This window comes from Psychrosphaera aestuarii (assembly GCF_017948405.1).
In the GTDB taxonomy this organism is placed as follows: Bacteria; Pseudomonadota; Gammaproteobacteria; order Enterobacterales; family Alteromonadaceae; genus Psychrosphaera; species Psychrosphaera aestuarii.
The window spans coordinates 943625-955974 of record NZ_CP072844.1; the positions used below are offsets into that span (position 1 = coordinate 943625).

General features: G+C 40.2%; 9 protein-coding genes. 7 read left to right on the top strand and 2 right to left on the bottom strand.

What is annotated here, in order from left to right; translation table 11 throughout:
* Positions 1-6 precede the first annotated feature (6 nt).
* The 3 genes from J9318_RS04365 (at position 7) to J9318_RS04375 (ending at position 6773) form a co-directional block, all read left to right on the top strand.
* On the top strand, positions 7-1017 hold the full coding sequence (locus J9318_RS04365; RefSeq protein ID WP_210561606.1) for a fumarylacetoacetate hydrolase family protein: 1011 nt from the start codon (positions 7-9) through the stop codon (positions 1015-1017).
* Positions 1018-1171: 154 nt separating this feature from the next.
* Complete coding sequence (locus tag J9318_RS14100) at positions 1172-2956, top strand: patatin-like phospholipase family protein (protein ID WP_210561608.1); 1785 nt, start codon at positions 1172-1174, stop codon at positions 2954-2956.
* 1 nt (position 2957) lies between these two features.
* On the top strand, positions 2958-6773 hold the full coding sequence (locus tag J9318_RS04375) for a non-ribosomal peptide synthetase (protein WP_210561610.1): 3816 nt from the start codon (positions 2958-2960) through the stop codon (positions 6771-6773).
* Between the two features lie 19 nt (positions 6774-6792).
* Here the strand turns inward: J9318_RS04375 and J9318_RS04380 are convergent, their stop codons facing one another.
* Positions 6793-8067, bottom strand: a complete 1275-nt coding sequence (locus J9318_RS04380) for an HlyC/CorC family transporter (protein ID WP_210561612.1) — start codon at positions 8065-8067, stop codon at positions 6793-6795.
* A gap of 70 nt (positions 8068-8137) precedes the next feature.
* Positions 8138-8947: a cytochrome C assembly family protein gene (locus tag J9318_RS04385; RefSeq protein WP_210561620.1), complete on the bottom strand. Its 810-nt coding sequence runs from the start codon at positions 8945-8947 to the stop codon at positions 8138-8140.
* A 222-nt stretch (positions 8948-9169) separates the two neighbouring features.
* On the opposite strand from J9318_RS04385, the gene ffh reads away from it, so the two are divergent.
* The 4 genes from ffh to trmD all read left to right on the top strand — a co-directional run bounded on the left by ffh (position 9170) and on the right by trmD (position 12326).
* Positions 9170-10543: a signal recognition particle protein gene (gene ffh / locus J9318_RS04390; protein WP_210561622.1), complete on the top strand. Its 1374-nt coding sequence runs from the start codon at positions 9170-9172 to the stop codon at positions 10541-10543.
* Between the two features lie 194 nt (positions 10544-10737).
* Positions 10738-10986, top strand: coding sequence for a 30S ribosomal protein S16 (gene rpsP / locus J9318_RS04395; RefSeq protein WP_210561624.1), 249 nt, complete (start codon positions 10738-10740; stop codon positions 10984-10986).
* Positions 10987-11016: 30 nt separating this feature from the next.
* The gene (rimM, locus tag J9318_RS04400) at positions 11017-11556 is read left to right on the top strand and encodes a ribosome maturation factor RimM (RefSeq protein WP_210561625.1); all 540 of its coding nucleotides are present in this window, start codon (positions 11017-11019) and stop codon (positions 11554-11556) included.
* A 5-nt stretch (positions 11557-11561) separates the two neighbouring features.
* Positions 11562-12326 carry a tRNA (guanosine(37)-N1)-methyltransferase TrmD gene (gene trmD / locus J9318_RS04405; protein ID WP_210561628.1) on the top strand — a complete coding sequence of 255 codons (765 nt, stop codon included), beginning with the start codon at positions 11562-11564 and terminating at the stop codon, positions 12324-12326.
* Positions 12327-12350: the final 24 nt, after the last annotated feature.

The window sequence follows — 12350 nt, forward strand, 5'->3', positions numbered from 1 at the left end:
ATTTTAATGAAATTAGCAAGTTTAAAAGCTGGTCGTGATGGCCAACTAGTTGTGGTTAATTCAGCATTAACAAAAATGGTTTCAGCAACTGACGTTGCACCAACTTTACAAGCTGCGCTTGATAATTGGTCTGAATTAGCACCTAAATTAGAAGCAATATTTAGTAAGTTAGAAAGTGGCGAAATCGCAGGTGAAGACTTTAATCAAGCAGACTGTCACTCTCCGTTGCCAAGAGCTTATCAATGGGCGGACGGCTCGGCTTATGTGAATCATGTTGAGCTAGTGCGTAAAGCAAGAAATGCTGAAATGCCAGCGAGTTTCTGGACTGACCCTCTAATGTATCAAGGCGGTTCAGATAGCTTTTTAGCGCCACAATCACCAATTGTTATGCCAACAACTGAAGGCTTTGGTGTTGATTTTGAAGCAGAAGTAGCCGTTATTACGGGTGATGTCCCTATGGGAGTGTCGGCTGAAGATGCGCTTGAGTATATTCAATTAGTCATGATTGTTAATGATGTGTCATTACGAGGCTTAATTCCAAATGAACTAGGCAAGGGCTTTGGCTTTTTCCAATCAAAACCATCAAGCGCGTTTGCGCCAGTTTGTGTAACACCAAGTCAGTTAGGTGATGCTTGGCAAGACGGTAAATTATCACTACCGTTAGTGTCTCATTTAAATGGCGAAATATTTGGTAAACCAGAAGCCGGTGTTGATATGACATTCAACTTTGGTCAGTTGATTGCGCACGCGGCTCGAACACGTCCTTTGTGTGCTGGTACAGTTATAGGTTCAGGTACAGTATCAAACAAAATGGATGGTGGTCCGGGTAAACCGGTTGCTGAGGGCGGTGTTGGATATAGCTGTTTGGCAGAAATTAGAATGATAGAAACTATTAATCATGGTGCACCTAAGACTTCGTTTATGGAGTTTGGTGATAACATTAAGATTGAAATGTTTGATAAATCAGGTCAATCCATTTTCGGCCAAATTAACCAAGACTTAGTAAAACAGCAGTAAACTTAGTTCGCACTTTACGAACCAATTTCACGAATATAAAAAGCCTTGTTTTTCAACGAGGCTTTTTTGTTTTTACGCTTTTTTTTAAAGGCGACAAATCCAAATAATTCTGCCATGATAAATTTTAGATTAGCGACTGCTTATAAAGAGAAATATGACCGTATCTACAAAAGAATTGTTTGAGCTGTTAAAAGCCAGTAATGATTTTAGTGATCTATCTAACGACGTTTTAGAATCACTTGCCGCTGCATTACGACTTGAAACAATTTCAGGTGGAAGTAAATTTATTGAAGAAGGCTCCAGTGCCGACTCACTTTTTCTGTTAGTTAGTGGTCGTTTGCGGGTAAGTCGAACAATACACGGTGGCAATAAGCTAATGTATAACGAAGTTTTACCAGGCGATTGCATTGGTGAAACAAGTATGATTTTAAGGCAAGCTCGAACGGCAGATATTTCAGCTACTCGAGAATCGGTTATTGCAATTTTAGATTATGAGAAATACGAGGAATTAGTCACCCAGTTTCCCATTGAACTTAATCGGGCTTTTTCGAATGCTATCTATCGCCACCTCAGACATGAACGACAAGTTGATAAACGACGTCGAGCACAAAGTTTTTATCTATTACCAATCCACAACTCAATTGATATTGATAAGTTTAGTGAACAGCTATTTAGCGCGTTATCCGAGTATGGCCAATGCCAGGCTTTAGATTGTAATAGCTTTGATAATGATCAAAATCACGGGCGTGCGCTAGATCAAGTCGAGGCCGTGAATGATTTTATCATATTTAAAGGCTCGTCTGATTTTAACCAAAAAGAGCGTACTAATTTTGAACACGCAGATCAGCTAGTATTAGTGGGTGATGGAAGCAAATCTATTGAGCTGTCTGAAATTGAGCAGCAATTAAATCAGCACCCAAATTATATTTTGATGAGACGCCACCTTGCATTGATATTGCCTGATTCAGCGAAATTTTGTGGTGACAGATTAGCATGGAATAAAGAGCGAGATGCAGAACGTGTTTATCCGATAAAGTATTCACAGCAAAGTGATTTTATGAGGTTGTCGCGGTTTTTGCTAGAAAAGGCGGTTGGTCTTGTTTTAGGTGGGGGCGGAGCGAGAGGTTTTGCTCATTTAGGTGTTATCAAAGCGTTTGAAGAAGCTGGAATTCCCATCGATCTAATTGGCGGCAACAGTATGGGAGCGCTCATTGGTGCTAGCTATGTCGCAGGTATGCCAAGAGATAAGATTCACCTTGAAATCCTAAAGCACGCCAAAAGAGGAATGAAGCTAACGTTCCCTATTGTATCGCTAATGTCGAATAGTAATTTAGCGAATGCGTTTCATGACGCTTTAGGGGATATTAATATAGAAAACTTGTGGACACCATTTTTTGCTGCAGCTTGCAATATTACGGATGCTGAAACTGCAGTTTTAGATCATGGTCCGCTTTGGAAAGCTGTACTAGCGAGTAACTCGCCTGCTGGATTATTTCCTCCAGTTATTAGTGATGGCAATTTGTTAGTCGATGGGGCCATTTTAGAAAACGTTCCGGTTAAGGCCATGCGCCAACGATTAAGTACGCCATTAGAGCGTCGTCGAGGAAATGGTTTGGTTATCGCTATCGATGTAGATGTAAGAGGGCGTTTTTCAGTTGATTCATCAACGACAGAGCTGAGTACTTGGAAAAAGGTAAAGTCACACTTTAGTAGTAACCAGGATACTCTTCCAGGGATTGTCGATATTATGTTGCAAGTGGCACATATTGGCGGTTTATCGCAACGACCTCATACAAAAAGAGGCGCGGATATTTATTTAGAGCCACCCTTATCTGATTTTAAAATAATGGATTACAAAAAAGCTGAGCAAATAATTGAAGTAGGTTATCAATTTACGTTAGATCATTTAGACCAGTTAAAAGAACAGGCAGAGCTATAAAATGAAGCTGTTGCCGTTATCCGTTCCACAAAAGGAAATTTGGACAGAATGGTTAGCTTGGTCTAACAGCGCACACCTTAATATAGGTGGTTATACCGAGATTACTGGTGTGTTAGATACAGGCTTGTTTGAAAAAGCATTACAGTTATTAGTACAGGAAAATAGTGCACTTAGGTTAATACCTAATATAAAAGGAAGCCAAGCCAGTAGGGATGATGTAATCCCAATATACGAGTTTGTGGACTTAAGTCATTGCGAAGATCCAAAACAGGCTATCATGGAGTGGCAAGAGCAATGGATGGAAAGAGAATTTGACTTTAAAAACGCCCCACCCGTACGTTTTGCATTATTAAAGGAGCATGACCGTCGCCATTATTTAGTCATCCAAGCAATGCATACAATCATGGATGGCTGGAGTTTATCATTAACGACGCAAAAACTTGGTGACTGTTATAATAGATTGATGACCAAGACAGTTAATAGTCTTGTTCCACAGGCGGATTACCTAGACTTTATTGAAGCGTCGAACGAATATTTACAAAGCAATACCTATAAAAAAGATCATGAATATTGGATCCATGCCTTCTCGAAACTGCCCGAACCACTTTTTACAGAGCGATATGGGAACATTGAGAAAAAAGCGACAGAGTTACCAAAAGCCTACATCGCTAAACATCACATAGATGAAACGCTACGAGTAAAAATAGCAACCTTCTGTAGAGACAACAAAGCCACCGCGTTTCAAGTCTATCTTGCTGTTTTATCTATCTATATATTTAAAAGTCAAAATGTATCTGAAGTCGTTATTGGTGTTCCAAGCCTGAACAGGGGAGGAAACAAGTATAAAAATACGCTAGGCATGTTTGTCGCGGTTTTACCCTTAACTATTTATCATAACGATGGTCAAAGTTTTAATGAGTTAGTAGCAGATATCGGTCGCTCGCTAAAAAAAAGTTATCGTCATGCAAAGTACCCACTCAGCGATCATGCTAAACGTTTAGAAGTCGTTCGTCGTGGCCGTGATCGACTATTCGACATTATTTTTTCGTATGAAGAATTTGAGTTTTCTAGCCAATTTGGTGATGCTGTTCTCTCCGAAACCAAACAGACATTTAATCCCTACAGTAGATATCCATTAGCTATTTCTTTGTGTGATTTTTTAGATGCTAAAGACACCGAAATGGTTCTAGAAACAGGGAGCACATTTTTCTCTGAAGCTGAGAGTCAATTGATCGGACCTCGCATTATCTCATTAGCATCGCAGTTGATAGGAGAGCAAAGAGTAAATGGTAATTTGCAACTGTGTACCGAGGCAGAGGTTGATATACAGCAAAAGCAATACGATAGAAATAGAACCTTAATCGACACAGAGTCCTTCTCTGAAAATATTATCAATACATCGTTAGTAACTCCGAAAAACATCGCGCTCATATCAGACGAAGTGACACTGAATTATCAACAGTTAGTTATTTGTGCTGCGCATTTAGCCGATCAGTTACACGTAGCGGGAGTAGAACCTGGTGATACGGTTGTTTTAGCTCTTCACCGTGGACCTGAAGTTGTGGTGGCTATGTTAGCGTGTAGTTTTATAGGCGCTATATTTTTACCAATCGACTTAGAGTGGCCCGACACAAGAATTCAAAATATTACCGAACAAACACGCTGCAATACATACTTTGTTAATAGCAGTAGTACTAGGTTTTTTTCGGGAACGACTTTGCCGGTAGATATTACTGACTTATGTAGCAAGCCTTATCAACTTTCCGAACTAGTTAAATACAACAAGGTAAATCATAAGCACGCTTATACATTGTTTACTTCAGGCACTACTGGCCACCCTAAAGGCGTCGTTGTTAGCCATAAAGCTTTAAAAAATAGATTAAATTGGATAGTTGATAATTGGGGTCTAACCTCTGATGATAGAGCGCTTCAGGCGACGCAGATAAACTTTGACCCATCGCTTATTGAAATGCTTGCGCCATTGATGGCGGGAGGAAGTGTTGCCTTCCCAAAAGCAGGACGCCTGCTTCCTGAATGGTTACCTGAGTTAATAACACATTTTAACGCCACTATGATGGCGTTTGTACCGTCAACGTTAACTCGATTTTTAGATGGTTTAGATTCACAAGTAGATTTACCGCTTAGAATTTGCTGCTGCGGAGGTGAAGTGTTGTCGTATGAACTGGCAAAACGCTTTTCGGAAGCAACAGGGGCGCAGTTATTTAACGTTTATGGTCCAACCGAAGCAACGATATTTTGCACCTCTTGGCAAATGCATCCTCAAACGCTCCGCAGTCGTCATATGCCTATTGGCAAAGCGATTTCAAACACTCAAATAATAATATTAAACGACCAGGATCAATTGCAACCGTTTGGCGTAGTTGGCGAAATTTACATAGCAGGAGAAAGTCTTGCAGAGGGGTATGTTAATAATGAGACTGAAACCCAGCATCGTTTTCGTATGCTTGAGACGCCTATATTAGGTCATCAACGTCTTTATAAAACAGGAGATCTTGGCTGGCTTGACTGTGATGGCGTTTTACATTTTTCAGGTCGAGTTGACAGACAAATTAAACTTCGTGGCTATCGAATTGAGCTAAATGAAATTGAGAATGCCATTTTGTCTATTTATGGTGTTGAACAGGCTGCGTGCAAATTGGTATCGGACAAATCTTCAAGTGCGATACACGCTTGGTATAGTAGTAAGTCGTTATTATCAAACGCTGAAGTTCGCGCCAAACTAGTGGCGACCTTGCCAGACTATATGCTACCGCAGCGACTGATGTTAATTGAGTCAATGCCAGTCACATCAAATGAGAAAATAGCCTACGATGAGCTGCCTCCTATTAATTTAACTGAACATTTAACAGCTTCTCGAGAACCAATAGGCAATCTAGAGAAACAAATGTTGTTGATATGGCAACGTGTACTAAACAGAGATTCATTGACGGTTAACAGCCACTTTTTTGAGTGTGGTGGAGATTCGTTAGCAGCCGTTATTATGTTGAATGATGTTGAGCATCTAATTACACAAAAATTATCATTACATCAATTAGTTGCTAATCCAACGGTTGCTAGCTTGGTTGAGTGTATTAACAGTCAACTGGATAAGCCAAGCCTACTTGTGAGTCTTGGCGATACAACTAGAAGCGCAAGCTTATTTGTTGCAGCGTCTGGAAATGGCGATTTGTTGAGGTTTAAGTCACTTGCCTTATGTATGAAAGGAGTGTCAGACCTTCATATGCTACAACCTCCTGGCTCTGTGGAAACATTGAGTATTGACGAGTTAGCATCGCTATATGCAGATAAAATTGCAGGTCGTGGCGATAAGGCCATTTATTTGGCTGGTTTTTCAGTTGGAGGCTTAGTGGCGGTAGAAACAGCACGAAAGCTTAGACTTAGAGGGATGGATGTTAAAACGGTTTTTATCGTTGATACGATATTAATGAAAATGCCTCAACTGTTCATCATAATCTGGCAGTGGCTGGCCAAATTGCTTGCTAGGTGGCATATCGCCCGACAAAGAACGTCTGGCTCCAAGATCCTTAGTGTGCTTCAAGATAAAGGTCTGTTATTACAAGTAAAAGCAATGCGTAAACATACTATGTCGAATTATGACGGGGATGCAATACTCATAAAGTCCTCAGCTTATCGGTTAATCCATAATTTGTTGTTGGGTGGTTGGCGAAAAGTACTAATTGGACGTCGAGATGAAGTAGAGATAGAAACGTCTCATAGTCATTTTTTTGAACCGGGTAAAGTAGATCAGTTGGCCGACGTCATCAAAGCTGAAATCAATAAAAAAGATGGCCGTTGAGCCATCTTTTATTTTTTGATTAGTCTTCTAACGCCACCTCAGGTGGATGGATTTTGGCTCTGGCGACCTTATTGTCATCAACGTCGACAATTTCAATTGGGTAGCCAGAAATGTTTAGGCAAACACCCACTTCAGGTATTTCTTCCAAAAATTCAAGTATCAAGCCATTAATTGTTTTTGGACCGTCAATGGGTAAGTCCCAAGACATTTCTTTATTTATTTCTCGAATATTCGCGCTACCTTCAATAACAAAGGAGCCGTCTTTTTGTTCTTCGACTTCATCACTAGTATAAACCGCAATGCCCGTTGTAAAGTCACCAACAATTTCTTCTAAAATATCTTCAAGAGTAAATAAGCCCTGAATATCGCCATACTCATCAACAACAAGACCAATTCGCTCTTTGTTTTGTTGTAACTTTTGCATTAGCGTAATTATCGATGTGCCCTCAGGTGTGAAATAAATTTCACGTACGGCACGTAGCAAATTATTTTTAGTAAAGTCGTCTTTTGATAACAAGCGTAACGCATCACGAACGTGAATAAATCCAACAGCATCGTCAATGTTGTCACGATAAAGCAATAATCTAGTATGTTGCGCGTTTGTTAAACCACGTTGTAAATCTTTCCAATCATCATTGATATCAAGTGCATAGATCTCATTTCTTGGCACCATGATGTCTTCAACTTTGATGTTTTCAATATCAAGTAAATTGACCAACATGTTTTGATGTTTATCTTCGAGTAAGCCACCAGATTCATTAACTACGGTTCTAAGCTCTTCACTGCTCAAGCTATGTTCTTGTCGGTCTTTTGCACTAATACGAAGCATTATTAAGATGCCATTAGTAATGTAATTTACAATAACGACAAATGGGTAAAGTACTTTTAATAAAATATTCAGCACCCAAGAGCTAGGGTAGGCAATTTTTTCTGGATGCAAGGCCGCTAATGTTTTTGGCGTTACCTCAGCAAAGATCAGAATGACAAAAGTTAATACGAACGCCGCGACGGCTAAACCGACATCGCCATACAAGCGTTGCCCTATTTCAGCAGCTAAGAATGAAGCGCCAATGTTAACCAAGTTGTTACCAATTAATATAAGACCAATAAGTTGATCAGGTCGAGCCATCAATTTTGATACGCGGATTGCGCCTTTATGGCCTTCGTTTTCCAGATGCTTAAGACGATATTTGTTTAACGCCATTAAGCCTGTTTCAGAGCTCGAAAAGTATGCAGATATAAAGATAAGTACAGCTAGTGCAATAAACAGCGTACTCGTTGATATGTCGTCCAAGCAGGTGGTTCCTATATAAAGTTAAGGTATATAAATAACATGTTCTAATTAGCTAGTTAAGCCCAATCAATCAGTTTAGAAGGATTTCTTTAACAAAGCGACTGCCAAAATATGCTAATGACAAAATAACGGCCGCTATAACGGTACCAATAGCACTGTTTGTACCGCGCCAACCGTATACTTTATGGCCAATGGTGAGTACTAAAAATATTCCCCAGGCGACTAACGATAATACGGTTTTGTGGGCATAGTCTTTTGACCACATAGTGTCTAAAAACATAAAACCAGTGAGCAGTGCTGCAGTTAACAACAAAAGCCCGAGTGTCATTAAGTTAAAATGTTGACGTTCTACAACATTAAGTGGTGGTAAAAACGAGTTTAAGGCTAATGTTTTCGCTTTTAGCTTGGAATCTATGTAATGGAATTGCAACGCATACAAAGATGCAATGACTAAAATGCAGTAGGCACTCACAGATAAAGCAATATGGATTATCATCGCGGCCGATGAAGCGGTGAGCCCACCTGTATACAGCGCGGAATTTAGCGGTGTTATTAGTAATAAAATAGACAGTAAAGCAGAAAAGCCATTGGTAACGATAATCATCATTGGATTTAGTTGCTTAATGGAACGGGCAACGATAGAGAGGTTAATTAAACCGGCAACAAGCAAAGACATCGATGCGAGCGATAGGTGTAGCTCATTGTCTATATACAAAGCTTGTCGAGCAATGACTAGCTGAACCGCAGTTGTGATAACTGATAAAATTATGATTAATTTAGAGTTATCAGATGTTTTAGAATAAATTGATTTTGCACATAACACTGAACTGGTTAAAAAACCAATGAAACAAGTTATTAAGCCTAACTCGATAAACGTCACCGCAGAATCCTTACTTTTAAACTTTTTAATAGTATCAACAGACAGAAAAATAACATGAAAGTTGCATGCAGACTATAAAAGAAATGCAGGTTGTAACACTTTGCGTAGTGCTTAACTATATTTTAATCTTGCACCTGTATATAATCGGCCCAATATAAAGAATTTAGAGTCTAGTAGTGGCGTTTTGCGTTGCTAAGTTAACTTAAAGAGCAGTGATAATTCATGTTTAGTAATTTATCCGATCGTTTATCCGCATCACTGAAGAAAATAAGTGGTCGTGGTCGTCTTACCGAAGACAATATCAAAGATACCCTACGCGAAGTCAGAATGGCCTTATTAGAAGCTGACGTTGCGCTTCCTGTTGTTCGTGACTTCGTTAAATCTGTAAAAGAACGTGCAGTAGGTGAAGAAGTTGGCAAGAGCCTAACGCCAGGTCAAGTATTTGTTAAAATTGTCCAAAGTGAGCTTGAAAAAGCCATGGGCGACAAGAATGAAGATTTAAATTTAGCAGCACAACCTCCTGCCGTTGTAATGATGGCGGGTTTGCAAGGTGCTGGTAAAACAACTTCTGTCGGTAAACTTGCTAAGTTCCTAAAAGAGAAAAAGAAAAAGTCAGTTTTAGTAGTGAGCGCCGACGTTTATCGACCAGCTGCAATAAAACAGCTAGAGACCCTTGCTACAGAAGTTGATGTTGAATTTTTCCCGAGCACCGTAGAACAAAAGCCAATTGATATAGTCAACGGTGCGATTGCCCATGCGAAGAAAAAGTTCTTCGACGTGTTGCTTGTTGATACTGCGGGTCGTTTAGCGGTAGATGAAGCGATGATGGCTGAAATTAAAGACCTACACGCTGCGGTCAAACCAGTTGAAACCTTATTTGTTGTTGACGCGATGACAGGTCAGGACGCTGCAAATACAGCAAAAGCCTTTAATGAAGCCTTACCTCTTACAGGTGTCATTCTTACCAAAGCGGATGGTGATGCAAGAGGTGGTGCTGCGCTATCGATTAGACACATTACTGGCAAGCCAATTAAATTTATTGGTATGGGCGAAAAAATAGATGCGTTAGACCCATTCCATCCAGAACGTATTGCCAGCCGAATTTTAGGCATGGGTGATGTTCTATCTTTAGTAGAACAAATTGAATCTAAAATCGACAAAGACAAAGCTGAAAAAGTTGCCAAGAAGGTAATGAAAGGCCAAGGCTTTGACTTAGAGGACTTTAAAGACCAACTAACCCAAATGCGAAGCATGGGTGGTATGTCTAGTTTGATGGATAAGATGCCTGGAATGGGCAACATACCGGATGCGGTTAAAGGACAAGTTAATGACAAACAGTTTAATCAAATGGAAGCCATCATTAACTCAATGACTAAAAAAGAACGTAAGTTCCCTGAGGTTATTAAAGGTTCAAGAAAACGTCGTATCGCTGCCGGTAGCGGCACACAAGTACAAGACGTGAATCGACTTTTAAAACAGTTTACACAAATGCAAAAAATGATGAAGAAGATGAAAGGCGGAGGCCTAATGAAAATGATGCGCGGAATGGGTGGCGGAATGCCAAAAATGCCAGGTGGATTTCCACGCATTAAATAAGGTTTTATCGCTATTCCGAGAGTGATATTCATCATTTTCGATAAAATATTAAACGGGCCATCATTGAATGGCCCGTTTTTGTCATTACTACTTGAAATTTTCCACCAGATCCGTACAATTGCGCGACCTTTTTTAGGGTGTCTAAAAAGGGTGGTGAATTTTCACCTTAACCATTAGTAATAATTGAGGAAATTATGGTAACTATTCGTTTAGCTCGTGGTGGCGCGAAAAAACGTCCATTCTACTCAGTCGTTGTTGCAGATAGCCGCCGTTCACGTGACGGTCGTTTCATTGAGAAAATCGGCTTCTTCAACCCAATCGCGACTGGTCAAGAAGAAAAAATCCGTATCGACCTAGATCGTATTGAACACTGGGTATCTACAGGTGCACAACTTTCTGATCGTGTTGCAAAAATCGTTAAAGACGCTAAGAAAGCGGCTTAATTGATTATGCAAAAGAGTGAAGGTAAATAAATGAGTCAGTTAACAAATTCAGACGAGTTCATTCTAGTCGGTAAAGTTGGTGCAACATACGGCATCAAAGGCTGGTTCAAAGTAAATGCCTACACTGAGGTTCCTGAGGGAATCTTCGATTATAGTCCTTGGCGCGTAAGCCTCAATGGACAGCAACATCTAGTGAAGGTTGCCGATTGGCGCCGACACAACAAAGGCCTAATTGCTAAGTTAGATGGCGTAGATTCAATTAATGACGCAGAAGCTTGGCTTCATGCTGAAATTTTTGTTGAAGCCAGCCAGTTGCCAGAATTGGCAGAAGACGAATTCTATTGGCGTGACCTTAAAGGCATGAAAGTAGTAAACGACGCTGGTTATAATTTAGGTACAGTTAACGGCTTGATGGAAACGGGTTCAAATGACGTTTTAGTAGTCGATGCAAATGCTAAAGATGCATTCGGCAAAACTGAAAGGTTGATTCCGTATATTCAGGATGACGTGATCAAATCGGTCAACAAGGAAGAAAACACCATTACGGTGGACTGGGATCCAGGATTCTGACAAGTATGAATTGTCAGTTATGGTTAGGCGTAATTACGCTCTTTCCAGAAATGTTTGACGCGATTACACAGCAAGGTGTGATTAGTCGAGCCATCAAAAACGGCACTATAGAATTTAACGCATGGAATCCTCGTGATTTTGCGCACGATAGACATAGTACAGTCGATGACAGACCATATGGCGGCGGCCCAGGAATGTTAATGATGGTGCAACCTTTAACAGATGCAATTCGCGCTGCGAAAACAGCTGCTGGAGAAGGGGCTAAAGTGATTTACTTGTCTCCGCAAGGCAAAAAGTTAGATCATGAAGGTGTTAAACAACTAGCGCAAAACAAAAAGTTAGTGCTAGTCGCGGGTCGATATGAAGGAATAGATGAACGAGTGATTCAATCGGAAATCGATGAAGAATGGTCGATTGGAGATTTTGTTCTAAGCGGTGGTGAATTACCGGCAATGACATTGATTGATTCGGTGTCGAGAATGATTCCAGGTGTGTTAGGGCATAATTTGTCCGCAGAGCAGGATTCATTTGCAGATGGTTTATTAGACTGTCCGCATTACACAAGACCTGAAGTACTGGCAGACCAACGGGTGCCAGATGTATTACTTAGCGGTAATCATGAAAAAATCCGACAATGGCGGTTAAAACAGTCATTGGGTAGAACCTGGTTGCGAAGACCTGATTTAATTAACAATCTAGCTCTGACTGACGAGCAGCAACGTTTGTTAAACGAGTTCTTAACAGAACAAGAAACAAATGATGTTGTTTAGATATCAGTGAATCCTAGAAAAGAG

Bases quoted from the DNA above. Each gene is read 5' to 3' on its own strand.
- ffh (WP_210561622.1), top strand. From the start codon at position 9,170: ATGTTTAGTAATTTATCCGATCGTTTATCCGCATCACTGAAGAAAATA.
- J9318_RS04375 (WP_210561610.1), top strand. From the start codon at position 2,958: ATGAAGCTGTTGCCGTTATCCGTTCCACAAAAGGAAATTTGGACAGAA.
- J9318_RS14100 (WP_210561608.1), top strand. From the start codon at position 1,172: ATGACCGTATCTACAAAAGAATTGTTTGAGCTGTTAAAAGCCAGTAAT.
- trmD (WP_210561628.1), top strand. From the start codon at position 11,562: ATGAATTGTCAGTTATGGTTAGGCGTAATTACGCTCTTTCCAGAAATG.
- rpsP (WP_210561624.1), top strand. From the start codon at position 10,738: ATGGTAACTATTCGTTTAGCTCGTGGTGGCGCGAAAAAACGTCCATTC.
- J9318_RS04365 (WP_210561606.1), top strand. From the start codon at position 7: ATGAAATTAGCAAGTTTAAAAGCTGGTCGTGATGGCCAACTAGTTGTG.
- rimM (WP_210561625.1), top strand. From the start codon at position 11,017: ATGAGTCAGTTAACAAATTCAGACGAGTTCATTCTAGTCGGTAAAGTT.